This window comes from Variovorax sp. GW458-11-26-14-LB1 (assembly GCF_059423965.1).
Window position 1 is genome coordinate 135,275 of sequence record NZ_JBWKYW010000007.1, and the last position, 20,919, is coordinate 156,193.

Genomic DNA, 20,919 nt, shown 5'->3' on the forward strand with positions numbered 1-20,919 from the left:
ATTCCTAACATCCGGGCAGCACGCCATGTCAGGCGTGTGACGAGGACGCCCACCGTTCCAGCAGCAGTAGCAGGAGACCCCCATGCCATCGACATCACACACTTCCGCCGGACACGGCGCCCACCCTCCTGTACCCCAAGAGGCCTCGACCGATGCCGGGCTGTTGAGCCGCCTGGGCCTGCGCTTCACCGCCTGGGCCGAGCGCTGGTTTCCCGACGCTTTCGTGTTCGCGGCCATCGCCGTGGTGGTGGTCGCGGGCGCCGCGCTCCTGAACGGGTCGAGCCCGCAAGCGGTGGCCAAGTCTTTCGGCGACGGCTTCTGGAGCCTCATTGTTTTCACGATGCAGATGGCGCTGGTGGCCGTCGGCGGCTACGTGGTGGCGACCTCGCCGCCGGCTGCGCGACTCATCCGCAAGCTGGCCGCACTGCCCGTGTCGGGGCGCCAGGCTATCGCGTACGTGGCGGCGATCAGCATGATCCTGTCGCTCTTCAACTGGGGCATTTCGCTGATCTTCAGCGCGCTCTATGTGCGCGCGCTGGCCGGCCGCCTCGACCTGCGCATGGACTACCGCGCCGGCGGTGCAGCGGCCTATCTCGGCATGGGCGCGACCTGGGCGTTGGGGCTCAGTTCGTCGGCGGCGCAGTTGCAGGCCAACGCCAGCAGCCTGCCCAAGAGCATTCTGGACATCACCGGCGTGATCCCGTTCAGCCAGACCATCTTCCTGTGGCAGTCGGTCGCCATGGCGCTGGTGTTGATGGTCGTGTCGGTGGCCATCGCGCTGTGGTCGGCGCCTGACGCGAAGCACGCGGTCACGGCGCAGGACCTGGGCGTGGACCTCACGGAAGCCAATCCCGCTTCCGCCGAGTCCGCCGAGCGCCGCCCCGGCGAGTGGTTCGAGCGCAGTCCGCTGCTCACGCTGCTCCTGTGCGCGCTGGGCTTCGGCTGGCTGGCGCAGGAGTTCATGGCCAAGAGCCCTCTGATCGCGATCTCGGGCCTCAACACCTACAACCTGCTGTTCCTCATGATCGGGCTGCTGCTGCACTGGCGCCCGCGCAGCTTTCTCGACGCGGTGTCGCGCTCAGTGCCGTCGACGGCGGGCGTGATCATCCAGTTCCCGTTGTACGGTGCCATCGCGGCCATGCTGACCAGCGCCAAGGGCGACGCAGGCATCACGCTGTCGGACCGCGTCGCGCACCTGTTCGTGAGCATTTCCAGCGTCGACAGCTTCGCCGTGGTGATGGGCGCGTATTCCGCCGTGCTGGGCTTCTTCATTCCTTCGGGTGGCGGCAAGTGGATCATCGAGGCGCCCTACGTCATGCAAGCGGCCAACGACCTGAAGGTCCACCTGGGCTGGGCCGTGCAGGTCTACAACGCGGCCGAGGCGCTGCCCAACCTGATCAACCCGTTCTGGATGCTGCCGCTGCTGGGCGTGCTGTCGCTGAAGGCACGCGACATCGTGGGCTTTACCTTCCTGCAATTGCTGGTGCATGCGCCGCTGGTGCTCTTCATGCTCTGGGCCTTCGGGCGCACGCTGAGCTATGTCGCGCCGGTGATGCCTTGAGCCGCGCAGATTCCGGATGCAAGTGATGACGACGACGGCGCCCACGCAAACCAGGCAGGGCTACTGCACGCTCTGCCGTTCGCGCTGCGGCACGCTCAACGAGGTGCGTGACGACATGCTGGTGTCGGTGAGGCCCGACGCCTCGCACCCCACCGGCCAGGCGATGTGCATGAAGGGCAAGGCCGCGCCCGAGCTCGTGCACAGCCCGCACCGTCTGCGCTACCCGATGCGCCGCACGAGGCCCAAGACCGAAGCGGATCCGGGCTGGGTGCGCATTGGCTGGGACGAGGCACTGGCCGAGACCGCCAAGCGCCTGAGTGCCATCAAGGCCGAGAGCGGTGCCGAGTCGGTGGTGTTCGCTGTGACCACGCCCAGCGGCACGCCATTGACGGACAGCATCGATTGGATCGAGCGCTTCGTGCGCCTCTTTGGCAGTCCCAACATCTGCTACGCGACCGAGGTCTGCAACTGGCACAAGGACTTCGCGCACGCCTTCACCTTCGGCTGCGGGATGCCTGCGGCCGACTACGCGCAGGCCGAACTGATCGTGCTGTGGGGGCACAACCCAGCGAACACCTGGCTGGCGCAGGCCAACGCGATCGGCCGAGGCCGCGCGAACGGGGCGAAGATGGTGGTGATCGATCCGCGCCCCACGGCGCTCGCACGGCAGGCTGACACCTGGCTGCCCGTACGGCCCGGCACCGATGCGGCACTGGCGCTGGGGCTGGTCCACCTGCTGATCGCGGACGCGCGCTTCGACGAAGGTTTCGTGCGCGCATGGACCAATGCCCCGCTGCTGGTGCGCGGCGACAACGGACACTTCCTGCGCGAGCAGGACCTGTGGCCCGAAGGCCAAAGCAACCGCTTCATGGCGTGGAACGACGCACTGAACCGCGCGGTGCCTTACGACACCGAGCAGGCGGCGCAAACCCAGGACGCCGCCCACTTCCGCCTGCGCGGCGCGGTGGAGGTCGACGTGGGCGCGCATCGCTTGTCGTGCGCGCCAGCGTTCGAACTGCTGGCCCAGGGCTGCGCGGCCTACACACCGCCGAATGTCGAACGCATCACCGGCGTTGCTGAAGCTTCGTTGCACGCAGTCGCCGACCTCTTCGGCACTTGCCGCCGCGTGGCCTATCACGCCTGGACTGGCATCGGCCAGCACACCAACGCGACGCAAGCCGAGCGTGCAGTCGCCACGTTGTATGCGCTGTGCGGCAGCTTCGACCGCATCGGCGCGAACCGCGTTCGCGTCGGTCCGCGCGTCAACGCCGTCAACTCGCTCTCACTGCTGCCCGACGCGCAGCGCGCCAAGGCCCTCGGTCTGGCGCAGCGCCCGATCGGCCCTCCCGCGCACGGCTGGGTGACGGCGCGCGACACCTACCGCGCGATTCTCGAAGGCGAGCCTTACAAGGTGCGCGCGATGATGGCCTTCGGCACCAACCTGCCCGTATCGCAGGCCGACACGGCGCTCGCGCACCGGGCGCTGTCGCAGCTCGAATTCCACGTGCACTGCGACTTGTTCGAAACACCCGCCGCCCGGTACGCCGACATCCTGCTGCCGGTCAATACACCCTGGGAACGCGAGGGCCTGCGCATCGGCTTCGAGATCGACGACCGTGCGGCCGGCTGGGTGCAGTTGCGCCAGCGCATGGTGACGCCACGCGGTGAATCGCGCGCCGACAACGACGTGCTGTTCGACCTGGCCGTTCGCTTGGGCATGGGCGACGACTTCTTCGGCGGCAGCCTCGACGCGGGCTGGAACCACATGCTCGAGCCGCTCGGCCTCACGGTCGACCAGTTGCGTGCCCGGCCCGAAGGCATGGCCTGCGCCATCGACGCGAGCGAGCAGAAGTACGCCCGCGCCACGCCCACCGGCGTGCGCGGCTTCGACACCCCGACGCGCCGCGTCGAGCTCTATTCCGAAACCCTGCTGCGCCACGGCCAGCCGCCGGTCGCCACCTTCGTCGAACCGGCAGACACGCCGCGCGATGCGAAGGCCACGCGCCAGGGCCGCTTTCCCTATGTGCTGAGTTCGGCCAAGAACGGCTTCTATTGCCACAGCCAGCACCGCAGTCTGGCCTCGCTGCGCAAGCGCGCGCCCGATCCGGTGGCCGAATTGAGCCCCGCGCTCGCGGCCGCCAAGGGCATCGTGGACGGCGACTGGATGCGCATCCGCACGCGCGTGGGTGAGGCCCGCTTCGTCGCCCGCGTCACGCCCCAACTGGCGGACGACGTCATCGTGGCCGAGTTCGGCTGGTGGCAGAGCTGCCCCGAGCTCGACCGCGACGGCCTGCCGATTGAAGGCGCGTTGGGCAGCAACTTCAACGCGCTGATATCCGCCGACAGTTGCGACCCGGTGAGCTGCTCGGTGCCGCATCGCTCGTTTCTCTGCGACATCGAACGCGACCCGGCCACAGAGGTGCGGCAGCGCAAGTGGTCCGGCTACCGCCCCTTCCGCGTCAGCGCGCTGAGGCCCGAGGCCGACGGCGTGCTGGGCATCCACTTCGAGCCAGTCGACGGCGGCGAACTGCCCGATTACCGACCCGGTCAGCACATCGAGATGCAATTGCATCTGGACGATGGCACGCAGGTCACGCGCGCCTACTCGCTCACGGGCGCGGCCGAGGTGCCGGGCCGGCGCAGCTACAGCGTGGCCGTGCGCCACCAGCGCGGCCGCTCGGCCGACGGCACGCCGCACGAGGGGCGCGTGTCGAGCCATCTGCACCGCGCGTTGAAGGTCGGTGACACCCTCTCGCTGCGGGCGCCGTCCGGCGGCTTCGTGCTGCCGCGCCACTCGCCGCAGCCGCTGGTCTTTTTCGCGGGCGGCATCGGCATCACGCCCTTCATCAGCCTGCTCGAATCGCTGCCCGACGGCGCGCAGGGGCCGGCCATCTGGCTCTACTACGCCAACCAGAACGGCACGACCCACGCGTTTCGCGAGCGCATTGCGCAGCACTGCGCGCGGCTGCCGCAGTTGCAGGTTGTCGACCACTACAACGTACCACAGCCGCAGGAGCGTCAGGGCATCGACTACCAGTCGGATCGCTTCATCGACGCGAGCGTGGTGGACGACGCGTTGATCGCGCAGCGCGCCCGTTTCTACCTGTGCGGACCGCCGGCCATGATGGACGCGGTGACCGCCGGCCTCGTGGCGCGGGGCGTTCCGCGCTTCGACATCTTCAGCGAGGTCTTCCGCTCGCCCACCACGCCGCCCACCGACGGCGACCAGCGCTTCACCGTCAACTTTGCGCGCTCGGGCCGCGCCCCCGCGACGTGGACGCCCCGGCAGGGCACGTTACTGACCTTTGGCGAATCGCTCGGCGTGCAGATGGCCAGCGGCTGCCGTGTGGGCCAGTGCGAGAGCTGTGCGGTGCGCGTGCTGAGCGGCAAGGTGCGCCATCTGCACGGCAGCGAACCGGAAGACCCGGCCGTGTGCCTTGCCTGCCAGGCCATCCCGCTCGAAGACGTGGTGCTCGAGGCATGACGGCCGGCACTTTCATTCACCTGATTCCATTCGCGACCTCATGAAAATCATCGATACCGAAAGCACCCGCCGTGCATTGCCCTTCGACCGCCTGATCCCGGCCCTTCGGGAGATGTTCATCGCTGGCTGCGAGGTGCCTCTGCGGCACACGCATTCGCTCCAGGCCGAAACGGATACCTCACCCCGCACCGTGCTGGTCATGCCGGCGTGGCAGCGCGACCGCTACCTGGGCATCAAGACCGTGACCATCTTTCCGGACAACGCGCGGCGCGGCCTTCCCGGACTGTTCTCGACCTATGTGCTGTACGACGCAAGCACGGGCGAGCCGCTGGCGCAGATCGACGGCAACGAGATCACGTCGCGCCGCACCGCGGCCGCCTCGGCCCTGGCCGCGTCCTATCTCGCGCCTGCCGATGCGCGCAGCCTGCTGGTCGTCGGCTGCGGACGTGTCGGCAGTCTGATTCCCGAGGCCTACCGCGCCGTGCGTCCGATCGAACGCGTGGTGGTGTGGGACCGCGACGAATCTGCGGCGAAGGCACTCGCTGCGCGGCTGTGCGCGCAGAACATCGAGGCGGCCGTTGCGCCGGACCTTGCCCACGCGGTGAACGACGTCGACATCGTGAGCTGTGCCACGCTCGCCACGCAGCCGGTGGTGCAGGGCGCGTGGCTGCGGCCTCGCAGCCACCTCGACCTGATCGGCAGTTTCACGCCGCAGATGCGCGAAGCAGACGATGCCTGCTTTGCGGGTGCACGTCTGTTTGTTGATACACAAGAGGCGTTGCAAAAGAGTGGCGAATTGCTCGGGCCCATGTCGCGCGGCGTGTTCGCCGCCGACGATGTGGCAGGGGAGTTGGCCGACCTGGCCACGGGCCGGATCAAGGGACGCGCCGATGGTGACGGGCGGACCGTCTTCAAGGCCGTGGGCACCGCCTTGGAGGACCTGGCCGCGGCAGTGGTGGTCTACGAAGCTTCCGATTCGACCTGAGACACTTGCCTTGGCGGGCCGCTAAGCGCTGGGCGCCTCCTGCACGTGTGCGGCAGGCAAGCCCCGCGCATGCGCCTTCAGGCAGGCAATGAAATCCATGAGCGTGGCCGAGACGTGCTCGCGGTTCCACACCACGGTGATGGGGCCGAAGCGGATGTTCGAATCGACGGCGACCTTGCGGAACAGCCCCAGCGAGGCCATGTAGTCCGCCATGGATTCCGCACACACGCCGACATAGTCGCCCTTTTGCAGCAGCGCCTGCATCATGGCCAACGAGGCGGTTTCTGCCTTGGGCACCAGCCACGATGCCTGTTGCTCGATGAGGTAGGCATCCATCTGGATGCGGGTGAGCGTGCCAAGGGGCGGCATCACCCATTGCTCGCGCAACACATCCGCAAAGCCGAGCGGCTGGTCGTTGTTCCAGTGTTTGCTGCCCTGGCCGATGACGATGCTCACCTGGTCGTCGAAGAGCACGTGATGCGCCAGTTGCGGCTGGTGCGCCCGCGCATCCAGAACGCCGATCACGGCATCCATGGCACGCGTGTCCAGGCCTTTGAGCAGGTCGTCGAACAGGCCGTCGTGGATGGACACGGCCACATCGGCATGGCGCTGCTGGAAGGCGGTCACGGCTTCGGGCAGGCCGCCGGCGATGCCTGCCCAGACGCTGCCCACGTTCAGTCGCGGCACGCGTCCCGCAGCCACCGCATGCATTTCGAGGCCGGTGCGGGCGATATCGCCCAGCACCGTGATGGCCAGGCGTTTGAGCAGATGCCCGGCAGGCGTCAGCTGCACCTTGCGCCCGCGCACCACCAGCGGCGTGCCCGCCACGCGTTCGAGCTCTGCCAGCCAGTGCGACATGGCAGATTGCGTCATGTGCAGCCGCGCCGCCGCTTCGGTCAGCGTGCCCGCCTCGTCCAGCACCAGAAAGGACTCCAGATGCCGGACCTTGATGCCTCGTGCCCATGACAGGCCTTCCGAACGCTCGATCATGAGTAAACCTTCATGCATCCATTTTGCATTTTCACTAGGCAGATGGCAGGGGTTGTCATGAAAATTACTTCATCTTCCATGACAGACCCTCTGAGGAATCCCTGTGCCCAAAGCAATCACGAACGTCTACAAGATCCTGATGGGTGTCGCGGTCGCAGCCGCCACGGCCACCACCGTGTTCGCGCAAGCCTCCTACCCCAGTCGTCCCGTGCGCCTGATCGTGTCGCAGGCCCCGGGCGGCAGCAGCGACACGATCGCGCGCATGTGGGCTGAACACGCAGGCAAGGCCATTGGCGCCACCATCGTGGTGGAGAACAAGCCCGGTGCGGGCGGCCTCATTGCCGCACAGAACGCGCTGAATGCGCCCGCCGATGGCTACACCTTGCTGCTGGGCAGCGTGTCGCTGATGGTGCTCAATCAGTTCACCTACAAGCCACTGCCCTACAACCCCGAGAAGGATTTCGTTGGCGTGACCATGCTGACGACGGTGCCGTTCGTGCTGTCGGCCAACCCGGCCACGGGCATCAAGACGCTCAAGGATCTGACAGAAAAAGCCAAGGCGGCACCCGGCAAGCTGAACTTCGCGTCCGCCGGCCTGGGCAACTCCACCCATCTGGCTGTCGAGCTCGTGTCCAATGCCCTGGGCATTTCGATGACCCACATCCCTTACAAGGGCGAGGCCGACGGCATCCTGGCCACCATTGGCGGGCAAACCGAAGTGATGGCACCGGTGTATGGCACCGCCCTGCCCCACATCAAGAACCACAAGCTCAATCCACTGGCCGTGTTGTCGCCGCAACGCACCCCTGAGCTGCCCGATGTACCCACCCTGGGTGAGCTGGGTGTGAAGGGCTTTGACAACATGGGCTGGAGTGCCGTGGTGGCACGCGCCGGCACGCCGGCCGACGTTGTGGAAAAGCTCAACAAGGCGACGGCGGCCTTCCACCAGAGTCCCGACGTGCAGGCCAAGCTCAAAAGCATGGGCGTGATCCCCATGTCCGGCCCTTCCGCGCTGGTCATGGAAACGGCGGCGCGTGACGCCAAGGCCTGGGGGCCCACGCTCGGGGCACTGAACCTCAGCGCCAAGTAAGCCGGCGACCGCACAAGCACCGCCCCCTTTTCTTCCATCTTCACCCCTTGCCGTATCGCCGATGCAGCAAGGGGTTCGTCATCACACCTCATGAAAAAAGAAGCAATGGTGGTCTGCCCGCAGCCGGAGGCCGCCGAGTCCGGCATCGACATCCTGCGCGCAGGCGGTAACGCGGTGGATGCCGCCGTGGCCACCGCACTGGCCCAGACCGTGGTCGATCCGCTGATGTGCGGCATCGCAGGTTTCGGCACCGCCGCCGTGTACCTGCCGGGCGCCCAGGTGCATGAATATTTCGACTTCCACTCGCCCGCGCCGCTGGCGGCCAGGGAAAACATGTGGGAGCACCTGCTGGAGGGCGAGACCAAGGACGGCTTCGGTTTCATCCTCAAGGGCCGCGTCAACGACATCGGCCCCCAGTCCATCGGCACGCCGGCCACGCTCAAGGGCCTGGAGGCCATGCACCAAACACACGGCCGCCTGCCGTGGCGGCAGGTGGTGGAGCCCGCCATCCGCTGGGCCGCGGACGGCTACTTTGTGCGACCCGGCATGCACGCCTTCTGGATCGACGAACCCACTATGGGGCGCGTCGGCAACCTGGAGCGGCTGCAGTACTGCGAGGAAAGCCGCCAGCTGTACTGCCGCCCCGATGGCCGCCCCAAGCCCATCGGTGCGCCGCTGCGCAACGAAGGCATGGCTGCGGTGCTGCGCCAGATTGCCGAAGAAGGTGCGCGCCCGTTCTACCAGGGCGACCTGGCGCAAAAGATGGTGACGCACCTGCAGTCGCTGGGGGCGCTGATCACGCTCGACGACCTGGCCCGGTATCAGGTGCAGCGCAACCCGCCGCTGGTGGGCAGCTACCGCGACCGCACCATCACGACCAACCAGCCCCCGGGCGGCGGCGCCATGCTGCTGGAGATGCTCAACATCCTCGAGCACTTCGATCTGGCGAGTCTGGAGCACAACAGCCCCGCCTATCTGCAGCGGGTGTGCGAGGCCATGAAGAAGGCGACCATCGACAAGGACCGCTGCATCGGCGACCCGAAGTTCTTCGATGTGCCGCTGGATCAGCTCCTGTCCAAGGACATGGCCCGGGAAGTGGCCGAGCAGATCCGCACGGGCCATCGCTTCAACGTGGAGCGCGTGAACCCTGGCGCGCCCGTGCCGCGCGACACCACCCACCTGAGCGTGGTGGACGCCGACGGCAACGCCGTGTCCCTGACCCACTCGCTGGCCATGCCCTCGGGCATCATCACCCCGGGCATGGGTTTTCTGTACAACGGTTGCATGGGCGTGTTCGACCCGCGTCCGGGCCGCGCCGGCAGCATCCAGCCGGGCAAGAGCCGCTTCACCTCGTCCTGCCCCACCATGACCTTCAAGGACGGTGAGCTCGACGTGGTGCTCGGCGCCCCGGGGGGCACGCAGATCGCCATGGGCGTGCTGCAGGTGCTGCTCAACGTGATCGATCACGGCATGGAGATGCAGGCAGCCGTGTCGGCACCTCGCTTCTCGTCCACCAGCAACGCCATCGACGTGTGCAACCGCATTCCGCGTTCCACCACACGCGCGCTGGAAGCACAGGGTTACGCCATTGGCCGGAACCCGTACAACTACACCATCGGCTGGGTGCACGGCGTGCAGGTACAGGCCGATGGCCTGCACGGCGGCGCCGACCCCGGCCGCGATGGCGTGGCGTACCGGCTGCGCATGGATCCTGCGCACTGATCGGTCACCGTTTTCAGCTATCGACTGTGTGGCTTGTGAGAAGCTCATTCTCATCCCGCCTTCTTTGCATGTAGCCAGTCGCGCTTGTCTGCTTTGCAGCGATTTCCGCCGCCGGACTCGGGGGCCGCCGATGCCTGCTTGAAGGACGATCCCGACAGGCAAGTCCGTAGAACGGCCTGTCGTAGACCGCATTAGAACTCCCTTTGACCTGAAACTTCCTGTGCGATCGCAGCAACTGCTGCCTGCTCGCTCGGCAATGCACAGCTCGATGCACTGAGCGCTCGCGGCGACGCGCCGATGATCCGGCCATCGGCCCCGACAGCGATCTGCGTTTCGACGTGGCAATGCGCGCCTATGACTACACGCCGTCGGTGCGCGCGGACGGTCCGACCTGGGACGATGAGGAACCTGGCCGACCAGGCGGCGGCGCCGATCATTTTCTCGACTTCATCGTCTCTCAAGCGGTGCCGGCCCTGGCGGCGCGCGCACCGCTGGATCCGCGACGCCGCACGCTGTGCGGGACACTCATACGGTGATTTGTTCGCGCTGCACGCGTTGTTGCACCGGCCGCAGTTCTTCTCGCGCTACGCGGCGGCGGCCACCTCGTTGTGGTGGCAGGACGGCTTCATCCTGCGCGAGGCCGAACACCCCGCCCCCTGCCGGCGGGGCGCGAGACCATGCTGTTGTTCATGCAAGGCGCCTCGACCGAAGGCGAGAGTCCTGCCGCGCCACCTCCTGCAGGTGTCAGCGCGGCGCGCGCCGAACGCCTGCGACGCCAGCGTGCCGCCGTGCCACCGCAGGCTGGCCGGGACCTGGCGGGGCGACTCGACCGCACAGGCGTGCGTGCGCAGTACCTCGTCTTTCCCGGCATGCCTCATGGCCCGATGTTGGCGGCATCCCTGCCGCCCCGTTGACACTGGCTGCGCACCCGTTGCCGGCTTGAGCCGAAAGCTGGAGAAAAGTCGTTTCGTCCCCCCACAGGTCGCGAGGATTCTTGCGGGATCCATGGCCGCATATCCGACCCGGGAAGCCGGAATTCGGATGCATCAACCATTGCGCATGAGAAGCTAGGTGAGCTTCATCACTTTGAGAATGCAATGGTCAAAAAGACAACAGAACAGAAAGCTGCAGAGGCGCTTCGTTACATCGCTGCCAGTGGAGCGTCCGATGCGGTTGAGCTCGAGCCCTTCTTGACTGATCCCAATCAGGCCATACGCGCCGTGGCGGCCATGAACCCGGATGCAGACGAAGAGATCCTGGATCGTTTTGCGAATGACAAGTTCTGGGGCGTCCGCATGGAAGTGGTGCGCAATGCCAATGTCGGCCAGGCCACGTTGCGCAGGCTGCTGGAGTCCGACACGCGCAAACGCGGCGTGGTGCACCACGCCGCGCGCGAGAAGCTGGAAGAGCGCGGTGTCGCATTTGGTGCTGATGGCATGCCGGAAGACGCGGCGTAGAGAACGAAGTCGCATTTCCTGAGCGTCATTTGATCGGGTCGCTTTCGATCTCGATCACTGCGGCCGGTGTTCGTGAGGGGTCCTGTTATTGGCGCTCCGGCCTCTTGTTTCGGACGAGCAGTGCCATGGCCGCCAGCGCGACCGGAACTTCGAATCACGTATCTCAGTGCTGCCCCCCACCAGACGCTTGTCTGTCAGGTGGCCCGTCAACCCGCGGACCTGGGCGCCGGCTTTGCCTTGAGGCCCGCCTCGATGAAGTTCACCAGGTAGTCGACACCGGCCTCGATGCTGGTCTCCTGCAGCTTCTCGGGCCACAGCGCCTGCACCCGCGTGTGCGTGCTGTGCGCATAGAAGAAGGCGCCGTAGACGAAGATGACGCGCCAGTAGAACTCTTCGCTGCTCAAGTGAGGAAGCTCGTGGCTTACGACATCCACGAAGCGGCGCGCGAAATCGTCCACGATGGATGCTGTCAGCGCATGCACTTCATCGGCAGGGTCCATCAGCATGCGGCCGTAGAACGCACGGAACGACTCGCGCTCCTGGACACTGGCTCCCGCGACAAGCAGTGAGGGCGCCATGGAGGCCCGCAGGATTTCTCGCAACGGGACCCTCCGACCCTCGAATGCATCCAGGCGCTCCTTGCGCTCCTTCATCACCGGCCCAAGGCGGCGCTCCAGCACGGCCTTGCACAGCGCCTGCTTCGATCCCCAGTAGTAGTGGAAGGCTCCCAGGTTGGCGTTGGCCCGCTCCGCGATCGCTCGCATGCTGGTGCCCCCGTAGCCATGTGCAGCAAACAGGGCCTCGGCGGCGTCGAGGATCTGGTTTGCGGTGGTGTCGGAAAGCGCCTGCCGCTTCGAAGAGACGGCGGTTTTCGCTGCGGTGGGCTTGGGCATGAGGGAAGTGGCGAGGTATTGAAGTTCGTTGACAGCCAATCCTTGAAATCATACAGTTGTATATTTATACGCACGTATGACTTAAAGGAGACTTCATGAGATTGATCGATCTGTCCTCGACGCTGGACCCGCACGACCGCGATCTGCTTCCTCCCGCCATGGCCGCCGCCGCGGGCGTGGTGGCGCCCCGGGTGGACTATTCCCACCCGGCGACGCCGGACGGCCGCGACCGCTTCTGCCACTTCTTCGGCTGCAGCCACGACGACTTGCCCGACGGCGAGGGTTGGGGTTCGGAGGTGCTCAACGATATGTCGTCGCATTGCGGCACGCACGTGGACGCACCGCTGCACAGCGGATCGACCTGCGAGGGGCGAACCTCACGCACCATCGACCAGGTCGAACTGAACGAGCTCTTCTGCCCCGGCAAGGTGCTCGATGTGCGCCCTTGGGCACAGCCTGGGCAGGCCATCCCCGTCGATGCGCTTCGCCAGGCGTTGTCCGCAGTGGGCGAGCCCATCCGTCCCGGCGACGCCGTGCTGATCAGGACCGGACAGGAGCGATATCGCCTGGGCGAGCCGGCCTTCTTTCAGTACCCGGGGATGAGCCGCGAAGGCACGCTGTTCCTGTCAGAGCAAGGGGCCACCGTGCTCGGCACGGATGCGGTCGGCTGGGACCGTCCCTTCGCCGTGATGGCCCAGGCCTTCAAGGAAACGGGCGACAAGCAGCAGCTGTGGGACGGCCACAAGGCGATCCGCGAGAAGGAGGCCTTCATCGTCCAGCAACTGTGCAACCTCGGCGCCTTGCCGCTTCGCGGCTTCCACGTGGGCTTCTTCCCGTTGAAGCTGGCACGCGCCAGCGCCGCCCCCGCCCGTGCCGTGGCCTTCCTGTCCAACTGAGGAGCGACTTCAATGCGTATCGTGACTTTCGTGCGTGAGGGCTTTGACGCACCTCGCCTCGGTGCCCTCATCGGCGTCGACGGCGTGCTGGACCTCACTGCCTGCCACCCCGGCGAAGAGGCCTTCGGCTCTGCGTTGGCTTTCCTGCGCGCAGGCCCTGCATCCTGGGACCTTGCGCGTGCGCAGATCGCCAAGCACGGCGGCGCTGCAGACTCCCTGGCCGGCGCCGCGTTGCTTCCCCCGCTGCCCAATCCGCCGCTGATCCGGGACTGGGGAACCATGATCGAGCACCCCAGGTTCTTCCTGCGGCGACGCGCCGAGCAACTGGCCGCCCGAACAGCCGACCCGGAGGCCGCCATGGCCGCCGCACAAGCCGATGGCTCGCTCGAGCTGCCCCCGAACTGGTTCACCGTGCCTCGCTTCTACACCGGCAATCCGCTCAACATGACCGGGCCGGATGCCGAGATCGCCTGGCCGGGTTTCGCCGAATCGCTGGACTACGAACTCGAACTGGCCGTCGTCATCGGCGTGGGTGGCAAGGACATCCCCGTGTCGCGAGCACGCGACCACATCTTCGGGGTCACGCTGTTCAACGACTTCACCGCGCGGGATACGCAAGTGGCTGAAGGCAGTCCGGCCGGCAAGAGCAAGGACTTCGACGGCGCCTATGCCATCGGCCCCTGCATCGCCACGCTGGACGAGATCCCCGACCTCTATCAGCTGCAGGTGCAGTCGAGGCTCAACGGCGTCGTACAGACCACCCGCAGCACCGTCGACATGCAGCTGACCTTCGAGGACATCGTGAGCTATGCCAGTCGCTCGTGCACGCTGCACCCTGGCGAACTCTTCGCCTCGGGCACCTTCGAAGGTGGCTGCGGCGTGGAGACCGGCCGCCTGCTGCGCGATGGCGATGTCATCGAACTCGAGGCGCAGGGCATTGGCACGCTGCGCAACCGGATCCGCCGCACGGCAGTGCCCGCCGCGGCAGCGAAGGCCTGAGATGACGGTTCCGCTGTACATCGTGGGCGTGGGCAGCACGCCCACGGGCCGCTTCGCGGATGTTCCGCTGCGCGCGATGACGCGCCAGGCCATCGATCTCGCCCTGGCCGACGCTGGTGCGACGGCCGACCAGGTGGGTGCGGCGTTCTTTGCCAACGTCGGCCAGTCGCTGCTGCAGGGGCAGCACATGATCGGTGGTCAGGTGGCGCTGCGCGAGGCGGGATTGGATGGCATTCCGATCATCAACGTCGAGAACGCGTGTGCCAGTGCTTCGACCGCCTTCTACCTCGCCTGCGCCCATCTGCGCGCCGGACTGTGTGACGTCGCATTGGCGGTGGGGGCGGAGAAGCTGTCGCACCCGGACAAGGCCCGCACCTTTTCCATCTTCGATGGCGCCCATGACGCCGAAAGGCCTGAGGCACTGCTGCGCTTTCTTGCACAACAAGCTGGTGAGGGCCCCACACAAGCCGCCGTCGCACAGCAACGCAGCGTCTTCATGGACATCTATGCGGCCCTGGCCCGCGCGCACATGGCACGCCACGGCACCACGCAGCGGCAGCTGGCCCTTGTGGCCGCCAAGAACCACAGCCACTCCGTGCACAACCCGTTGGCCCAGCATCGCGTCGCGATTTCGGTCGACGAGGTGCTCGCGGCGCGCGCCATCACCTGGCCCCTGACTCTGCCGATGTGCGCGCCGATCGGCGATGGCGCGGCTGCGGCGTTGATCGTGCGCGAGGACGCCCTGGAGCGCTTCGATGCGAAGCGCGCGGTGCGCGTGCGGGCCAGTGTTCTCGTCAGCGGATCGGACCGCGTCGATGGACGCGAGACGCCCATCAGCCGCCGCGCCGCACTGCGCGCCTACGCAGAGGCCGGCGTCGGGCCCGAAGACATCGACGTGAGCGAAGTCCATGACGCCACGGCGTTCGGTGAGATCGCCCAGTGCGAACACCTGGGCTTGTGCGAGCCCGGCCAGGGCGGATGGCTCGCGGAGCAAGGCCATACCGCGCTGGGCGGCCGCCGGCCCGTCAACCCCTCGGGGGGACTGGAGTCGAAGGGGCATCCCATCGGCGCCACCGGCCTGATGCAGATCCATGAGCTCGTCCTGCAATTGCGCGGCGAGGCCGGCGGGCGACAGGTGGCCAATGCGCGCCTTGCCCTCGCCGAGAACGGCGGCGGCTTCCTGGGCCATGAGGAAGCGGCCGCGACCATCACCATTCTTGAACGGGCTGCACAACACGGATGAAGCACGCCACCATGTATTCCAGACGCACTCTCCTCGGGCAATCGATCGCCCTGGGCTTGTCCGGCCTTGCCGGCAACGCTGCCAGAGCCGCCACCGCGGCCTGGCCGTCCAAACCGATCCAGGTCATCGTGCCCGCAACCACCGGCAGCGCACCCGAGATCGTGGCTCGTCTGATCGCCGACGCGTTGTCGGCGCGCCTGTCGAACCCGGTCTATGTGGAAGGCATGCCGGGGGCCTCGGGGATCATCGGCACCGACAAGGCGCTCAAGGCGCCCGCCGACGGGCACACGCTGCTCTACGCCATGAACCAGGTGGCGACGATGAACCCGCACCTCTACCCGCGGCTGCCCTACAACCCGGCCAGGGACATGGCGCCGATCAGCCTGGTCGCGCGCGGCGGGTATGTGCTGCTCGCCCACAGCGGCCTGCCGGCCTCCGACCTTCCGTCGCTGATCGCCCTGGCGAAGCGCGAGCCCGGTAAGCTGGCCTATGCCTCCACCGGCAACGGCAGTGCTTTCCACCTGGGCATGGAACTGATCAAGGCGCAGTGCGGCATCGATCTGCTGCATGTGCCCTACCGCAGTGGCGCCAATGCCAACACCGAGCTGATGGCGGGGCGCGTGCAGGTCCGGCTCGAGCCCCAGGCCTCGGCGCTGGCACTCGTTCGCGGCGGCCGCGTCAAGGCCTTGGCGGTGACCACGCCCGCGCGACTCTCCGTCCTGCCGCAGGTGCCGACGGTCCGGGAGACCCTGCCCGGATTCGAGCTGAGCGGCTGGAACGCCCTGTGGGCACCGGCGGGCACGCCCGCGCCGGTCATCACGCGACTCAACGCCGAGGTGCAGGAGATCCTGAAGAGCGACGCATTCCGAAGCCATCTGTTGCAACTCGGCCTGACACCCGAGGGCTCGACGCCGGCCGAACTGGCTGCGCTGACGGCGCAAGAGACGGCGCAATGGAAGGCCCTGATCGACAAGACGGGCATCAAGGCGGACTGACATGACGGATTTCAAGACCCTGGCCGATCTCGTCGGCCATCACGCACGCACGCGTCCCCATGCGATCGCCCTCACGTTCGAGGCGGGCCCGGCCTTGCCCGAGCAGCAGCGCAGCTTCCTGCAACTGCACGAGAACGGCCTGGCGCTGGCCCGGGCTCTGCAAGGCCTGGGCATCCGACGTGGCGACGCCATCGCGCTGGTGATGGCGAACCACCCCGAGTTCGTCGAAGCCATGGTGGCGGCCGCGCACCTCGGGGCGGTGCTGGTACCGATCGATGCGCGGGCGCAAGGCGACAGGCTCGCCGCACTGATCGATCGCACGCACTGCGTGGGTGTGATCGCCGCGGACTATGCCGCCGCTGCGGTCGCGCAGATTCGACCGCGCGCCACCCACCTTCGCTGGGTCGTGCGCGTCATCTCGGGCGAACTTGCGGCAGATGCGCCGCGCGCCTGCGAAGCGCTGGACTACGCGCAACTGCTGGCCCGCCACACACAGGCAGGCCTCCCCTCGGCACACTTCACGCCCGTCGATCCCGATGACCCCATGCAGATTCTCTTCACCTCCGGCACGACCGGAGAGCCGAAGGGGATCGTGATCACCCACCGCCGCTTCGTCGACACGGCGGCACTGGCGGCCTCCGCCTTCGGCTACACCGGCGACGATCGCCTCTACTCCGGCCTGTCGCTGACGCACGCCAATGCCCAGTTGGTCACGCTGGGTGCAGCCCTGAGGCTCGGGATCGCCTGTGTCATCTCGCGCCGCTTCACCAAGTCGCGGTTGTGGGAGATCGTGCGTCGGCACCGGTGCACCGCCTTCACCTTGCTGGGCGGCATGACCACCGCTGTCTATTGCGAGCCGCCGTCGCCCGGCGATCGGGATCATGCCGTGCGCTTCGTCGTCGCCGCGGGCATGCCGCAGGCCATCTGGCGTGACTTCGAGCAGCGCTTCGGCGTCCATGTTCTGGAGTTCTACGGCACCGCCGAAGGCGGGCTGACGGTCAACCCTTTCGGGAAAGGTCCGATCGGCAGCATCGGCCGCCCGCACCCGGCGTTCTCCATCCGCATCGTCGCCGAAGACGGCAGCGATGCGCCTGCGGGCACGCCTGGCGAACTGGCGTTCCGGCCGGCCAGCGGCGCGCCCTTCGACATCGCGTACTTCGAAGACCCGCAGGCCTCGCAGAGCAAAGGCAAGGATGGTTGGCTCTGGACCGGCGACATCGTGCGCGCCGATGCGCACGGCTGGCTCTACTTCGAGCACCGCCGCGGCCATGGCATTCGCCGCAACGGCGAATTCATCGACCCGGCGCAGATCGAGAAAGCCATCGCGGACACCGGACTGGTCCGCGATGCGTTTGTGTTCGGCACGGCAGCGGCCTCGGGGGCGCCTGGTGAACGCGATGTCGTCGCAGCCGTCGTCCCCCATCACGCCGACCTGGACCTTTCGGTGCTCCATGCGCGTTTGCGCGAGACGCTGTCGAAGAACGCCCTTCCCGGGCGGCTGATGGCCATCGAAGCGATCCCCAAGACCGCGTCGGAAAAGCCGTTGGCGCGGGTTCTGGAGGAATGGCTGCGCGACGGGGCGGTCGCGACCGTGTTCGAGGCGCCCTCAGCCTAGACACAAGACCTGGGCGCAGGCGGCGGCAGGCCGTTTTTCCCCTGCGCAATCAACAACAACGAAGGAGACATTCATGCACAACCACGGGCGTAAGCTTTTTCTTCCCATCTCACTTGCATCGCTGTTCATCGGGCCTTCGAGCTGGGCGCAGTCTTCTGTGACGCTCTTCGGCGTCATTGACATCTCGGTGAGCCACTACCAGACCAAGAGCGTGCTGCCCGCAGGCCTGCCTTGGTGGTCCCTGGCAGCGCCGGCATCCATCTCGCAAGGCGGCACGAAGCTCGCGTCGGGCGCGCACACCCCTTCTCTCTTGGGCATTCGCGGACAGGAGGATCTGGGCGGCGGGCTTGCTGCAGGCTTCTGGCTGGAATCCACACTCACACCGGACGACGGAGCCCAGGGGCTTGGCGTTTTCGACCGCCGCTCGACGGTCAGCCTGTCGGGGCCGTTTGGCGAAGTGCGCCTCGGCCGCGACTACGTGCCGACCTATTGGAATCTGACGGTCTTCGATCCCTTTGGCACGGTCGGGGTTGGCGCGAACCTATGGAATCCGATCGGCACGGGGCTCACCACCAGCCACGGAAAGTCGCCCGCGAACCTGATGCCCTTTGACAACTACGTTCGCGCCTCCAACAGCGTCGGCTATTTCCTGCCGGGCCATCTTGGCGGGTTCTACGGCCAGGTCATGTACTCGCTGCATGAGAACCCGAAGCAGAGTGGCGTGAGCCACAGTCCGAGCAAGGGAGGGCGAAACGTCGGGGGGCGGTTCGGCTATCAACGTGGCCCCCTCAACCTGGCCATCGCCTACCAGGAAGACACCAAGGACGATCTCGGCGGATTCGACAAGGACCGTTTGAAGATCCTCAACGCTGGGGTCTCCTACGATTTCGATGTCTTCAAATTGTTCGGCCAGTTGTCGCAGATCAGGGATGAGCGCAGCAAGATGAACGTAGCCAACATCGGCGGCATTCCATATCCCTTCAGGAACGAGAGCAATGGGAAGTACACCGGTGGCTTGATCGGCATCACGGCCCCGGTCGGGCCTGGATTGATCCGTGCGTCCTATTCGCGCGTGAACTATGCATCTCCTCATGCAGTGAATGCCTTGAATCCCGCTGCATGGGCGCAAGACAACGATGCCAGGATCGCGAAGTTCGCCGTCGGCTATGTGTACAACCTGTCAAAGCGCACCGCGCTCTATGCCACTGTTGCGCGAACCAAGATGAAGTGGAACGGGTCCGTGAATGCAGCGATGGCCATCAGTCCCGGAGGCGGGGTGAGGTTTGCGAACGGCATTGCCGGGATCAGCGCACCTTATGTCCCCTCGAGCACCACCGGCTACGACATGGGCATTCGGCACGCCTTCTGAGGGCACTGACTCGCGCTGCGGACCTTTCCGGTCGTCGGCCCTGAACTTTCGAGTACTGCGGCACTGCGCGCTTGCCGGGCAAAGGGAAGGCCCGCACAGGGGCCGTCTCTTCCGCCCCGGAAGGGCAACGCTCTTTGACTCACAAGGCGCACGCGGTGCAACGGCAAGGATTCAGGAGGAGCGATGCACCACTGTCTAGCGTGCTCGATTGCGCATCGCATACAACAGCACGAGCGTCGCGATGATTTCCAATCCCGCGACCGCATAGAGGCCCGCGGCCACGCTTCCCGTCGACGTCTTCAGCCACCCCATCGTGAAGGGCGCAGCGAACCCCGCCAGGTTGCCGACCGAGTTGATGAAAGCGATGCCACCCGCCGCAGCGGTGCCCGTGAGAAAGGAAGCGGGGATCGACCAGAACACGGGAAAGGCGGCGAGGATGCCGATGGTCGCAAAGCTCAACGCGACCATGGCGAGCACAGGTTGCTCGATCAACACACCGGTGGCCACAAGCCCGACGCCGGCAATCAGCGTCGCATAGGCGCAGTGCCGCCGCCGCTCACCGGTGGCATCCGAATGCATGCCGTTGAGCACCATCGCGACCGTTCCCAGAATGAACGGAATGGCCGACAGCAGGCCGATGTTCAGCGTGCCCTTCACGCCCAGCTCCTTGACGATCGAGGGCGTCCAGAACGCAATGGTGGCGTTGCCGCTCACGATGCAGAAATAGGCGGCGGTGCACAGCCACAGCATGGGGTTGCGCAACGCCCGGCCGAAGCTCGATTGCTTGGGGGCGTCGGTGTTCTCCTTCTGCAGTTCGGCGGCCAGCGCGTGCTTCTCGACCTCGGTCAGCCAGCGTGCGGATTGGGGCCGGTCCGGTAGCCAGGCCAGCACCGCGAAGCCGGCAAGCACCGAAGGAATGCCTTCGAGCAAGAAGAGCCACTGCCAGTTTCGAAACGGCGCGACGCCTTCCATGCCGCTCATGATCAGCCCTGCGAGCGGCCCGCCGACGACGCCCGCGATGGCAAACGAGGTCATGAAGAGGCCGTTGATCTTGCCGCGACGATGCGCCGGCACCCAGTACGTCAGGTACAGCATCACGCCCGGGAAAAATCCGGCCTCGAATGCGCCGAGCAGGAAGCGCAGCACATAGAAGGACGTGGGCGTTTCCACGTAGACCATCGCCATCGACGTGAGGCCCCAGAGGATCGTGATGCGCGCGAGCGTCTTGCGCGCACCGATCTTCTGCAGCAGCAGGTTGCTCGGCACCTCGAACAGGAAGTAGCCGATGAAGAAGATGCCGGCGCCCAGCCCGTAGACCGCCTCGCTGAACTGCAGGTCCTGCAGCATCTGCAGCTTGGCGAAGCCCACGTTGACGCGGTCGATCCACGCCAGCAGGAACAGGAACACCAGGAACGGCACCAACCGCCATGCGATCTTGCGGTGCATGCGGTCGTGGTCCGAGAGGGAATGGGCGCCGGCCGAAGGCCGCGCGAGGGATGAGACGGAGGTAGCGTCCACAGCAGTTTCCTTTTTCTTCAATGACAGAACTCCAGGAATGCGCCGCCCTTTATGGTGTACGCATAATGTTTATAAATATATTTATAGGCATTCCATCGCACA

16 protein-coding genes are annotated in these 20,919 nt (G+C 66.4%); 13 read left to right on the forward strand and 3 right to left on the reverse strand.

Annotated features, from left to right (window positions below):
* The first annotated feature begins 82 nt into the window (after positions 1-82).
* Genes AC07YS_RS07565 through lhpI form a run of 3 tightly spaced genes read left to right on the forward strand, consistent with a single transcriptional unit; the run spans position 83 to position 6,030 of the window.
* Positions 83-1,561, forward strand: coding sequence for a short-chain fatty acid transporter (locus AC07YS_RS07565; RefSeq protein ID WP_495268428.1), 1,479 nt, complete (start codon positions 83-85; stop codon positions 1,559-1,561).
* Between the two features lie 16 nt (positions 1,562-1,577).
* Positions 1,578-5,045: a molybdopterin-dependent oxidoreductase gene (locus tag AC07YS_RS07570; RefSeq protein WP_495268429.1), complete on the forward strand. Its 3,468-nt coding sequence runs from the start codon at positions 1,578-1,580 to the stop codon at positions 5,043-5,045.
* A 40-nt stretch (positions 5,046-5,085) separates the two neighbouring features.
* Positions 5,086-6,030: a bifunctional Delta(1)-pyrroline-2-carboxylate/Delta(1)-piperideine-2-carboxylate reductase gene (lhpI, locus tag AC07YS_RS07575; RefSeq protein ID WP_495268430.1), complete on the forward strand. Its 945-nt coding sequence runs from the start codon at positions 5,086-5,088 to the stop codon at positions 6,028-6,030.
* Between the two features lie 21 nt (positions 6,031-6,051).
* Here the strand turns inward: lhpI and AC07YS_RS07580 are convergent, their stop codons facing one another.
* On the reverse strand, positions 6,052-7,020 hold the full coding sequence (locus tag AC07YS_RS07580) for a LysR family transcriptional regulator (protein ID WP_492727618.1): 969 nt from the start codon (positions 7,018-7,020) through the stop codon (positions 6,052-6,054).
* A 103-nt stretch (positions 7,021-7,123) separates the two neighbouring features.
* Here AC07YS_RS07580 and AC07YS_RS07585 point away from each other — a divergent pair, with 103 nt between their 5' ends.
* From AC07YS_RS07585 to AC07YS_RS07600, 4 genes are all read left to right on the forward strand, one after another.
* The gene (locus AC07YS_RS07585) at positions 7,124-8,110 is read left to right on the forward strand and encodes a Bug family tripartite tricarboxylate transporter substrate binding protein (RefSeq protein WP_095745927.1); all 987 of its coding nucleotides are present in this window, start codon (positions 7,124-7,126) and stop codon (positions 8,108-8,110) included.
* 90 nt (positions 8,111-8,200) lie between these two features.
* Positions 8,201-9,832 carry a gamma-glutamyltransferase gene (gene ggt / locus AC07YS_RS07590; protein WP_495268431.1) on the forward strand — a complete coding sequence of 544 codons (1,632 nt, stop codon included), beginning with the start codon at positions 8,201-8,203 and terminating at the stop codon, positions 9,830-9,832.
* Between the two features lie 344 nt (positions 9,833-10,176).
* Positions 10,177-10,368: a hypothetical protein gene (locus AC07YS_RS07595; RefSeq protein WP_495268432.1), complete on the forward strand. Its 192-nt coding sequence runs from the start codon at positions 10,177-10,179 to the stop codon at positions 10,366-10,368.
* Between the two features lie 561 nt (positions 10,369-10,929).
* A complete protein-coding gene (locus AC07YS_RS07600; protein ID WP_495268433.1) occupies positions 10,930-11,289 on the forward strand; it encodes a hypothetical protein in 360 nt (119 codons plus the stop codon).
* A 206-nt stretch (positions 11,290-11,495) separates the two neighbouring features.
* Here AC07YS_RS07600 and AC07YS_RS07605 read toward each other — a convergent pair whose 3' ends face one another.
* Positions 11,496-12,182 (reverse strand): TetR/AcrR family transcriptional regulator, encoded by a 687-nt coding sequence (locus AC07YS_RS07605; protein ID WP_495268434.1) that lies wholly within the window; start codon positions 12,180-12,182, stop codon positions 11,496-11,498.
* Between the two features lie 95 nt (positions 12,183-12,277).
* Between AC07YS_RS07605 and AC07YS_RS07610 the strand changes: the two genes are divergently transcribed.
* From AC07YS_RS07610 to AC07YS_RS07635, 6 genes are all read left to right on the forward strand, one after another.
* Positions 12,278-13,078, forward strand: a complete 801-nt coding sequence (locus AC07YS_RS07610; protein ID WP_070061241.1) for a cyclase family protein — start codon at positions 12,278-12,280, stop codon at positions 13,076-13,078.
* 21 nt (positions 13,079-13,099) lie between these two features.
* Positions 13,100-14,077, forward strand: a complete 978-nt coding sequence (locus AC07YS_RS07615; protein WP_495275709.1) for a fumarylacetoacetate hydrolase family protein — start codon at positions 13,100-13,102, stop codon at positions 14,075-14,077.
* 1 nt (position 14,078) lies between these two features.
* On the forward strand, positions 14,079-15,320 hold the full coding sequence (locus tag AC07YS_RS07620) for a thiolase family protein (protein ID WP_495268436.1): 1,242 nt from the start codon (positions 14,079-14,081) through the stop codon (positions 15,318-15,320).
* Entirely contained in the window at positions 15,317-16,315 is a 999-nt protein-coding gene (locus tag AC07YS_RS07625; protein WP_495268437.1) for a Bug family tripartite tricarboxylate transporter substrate binding protein, read from the forward strand. The genes AC07YS_RS07620 and AC07YS_RS07625 overlap by 4 nt, the downstream gene beginning before the upstream one ends.
* A gap of 1 nt (position 16,316) precedes the next feature.
* Positions 16,317-17,930: a class I adenylate-forming enzyme family protein gene (locus AC07YS_RS07630; RefSeq protein WP_495268438.1), complete on the forward strand. Its 1,614-nt coding sequence runs from the start codon at positions 16,317-16,319 to the stop codon at positions 17,928-17,930.
* Positions 17,931-18,003: 73 nt separating this feature from the next.
* Positions 18,004-19,299: a porin gene (locus AC07YS_RS07635; protein ID WP_495268439.1), complete on the forward strand. Its 1,296-nt coding sequence runs from the start codon at positions 18,004-18,006 to the stop codon at positions 19,297-19,299.
* A 195-nt stretch (positions 19,300-19,494) separates the two neighbouring features.
* Here AC07YS_RS07635 and AC07YS_RS07640 read toward each other — a convergent pair whose 3' ends face one another.
* On the reverse strand, positions 19,495-20,745 hold the full coding sequence (locus tag AC07YS_RS07640) for an MFS transporter (RefSeq protein ID WP_495268440.1): 1,251 nt from the start codon (positions 20,743-20,745) through the stop codon (positions 19,495-19,497).
* Positions 20,746-20,919: the final 174 nt, after the last annotated feature.

Excerpts from the sequence above, each read along its gene's own strand:
- AC07YS_RS07565 (WP_495268428.1), top strand. The coding sequence starts at position 83 with ATGCCATCGACATCACACACTTCCGCCGGACACGGCGCCCACCCTCCT.
- AC07YS_RS07570 (WP_495268429.1), top strand. The coding sequence starts at position 1,578 with ATGCAAGTGATGACGACGACGGCGCCCACGCAAACCAGGCAGGGCTAC.
- lhpI (WP_495268430.1), top strand. The coding sequence starts at position 5,086 with ATGAAAATCATCGATACCGAAAGCACCCGCCGTGCATTGCCCTTCGAC.
- AC07YS_RS07580 (WP_492727618.1), bottom strand. The coding sequence starts at position 7,020 with ATGATCGAGCGTTCGGAAGGCCTGTCATGGGCACGAGGCATCAAGGTC.
- ggt (WP_495268431.1), top strand. The coding sequence starts at position 8,201 with ATGAAAAAAGAAGCAATGGTGGTCTGCCCGCAGCCGGAGGCCGCCGAG.
- AC07YS_RS07595 (WP_495268432.1), top strand. The coding sequence starts at position 10,177 with ATGCGCGCCTATGACTACACGCCGTCGGTGCGCGCGGACGGTCCGACC.
- AC07YS_RS07600 (WP_495268433.1), top strand. The coding sequence starts at position 10,930 with ATGGTCAAAAAGACAACAGAACAGAAAGCTGCAGAGGCGCTTCGTTAC.
- AC07YS_RS07605 (WP_495268434.1), bottom strand. The coding sequence starts at position 12,182 with ATGCCCAAGCCCACCGCAGCGAAAACCGCCGTCTCTTCGAAGCGGCAG.
- AC07YS_RS07610 (WP_070061241.1), top strand. The coding sequence starts at position 12,278 with ATGAGATTGATCGATCTGTCCTCGACGCTGGACCCGCACGACCGCGAT.
- AC07YS_RS07620 (WP_495268436.1), top strand. The coding sequence starts at position 14,079 with ATGACGGTTCCGCTGTACATCGTGGGCGTGGGCAGCACGCCCACGGGC.
- AC07YS_RS07625 (WP_495268437.1), top strand. The coding sequence starts at position 15,317 with ATGAAGCACGCCACCATGTATTCCAGACGCACTCTCCTCGGGCAATCG.
- AC07YS_RS07630 (WP_495268438.1), top strand. The coding sequence starts at position 16,317 with ATGACGGATTTCAAGACCCTGGCCGATCTCGTCGGCCATCACGCACGC.
- AC07YS_RS07635 (WP_495268439.1), top strand. The coding sequence starts at position 18,004 with ATGCACAACCACGGGCGTAAGCTTTTTCTTCCCATCTCACTTGCATCG.
- AC07YS_RS07640 (WP_495268440.1), bottom strand. The coding sequence starts at position 20,745 with ATGCACCGCAAGATCGCATGGCGGTTGGTGCCGTTCCTGGTGTTCCTG.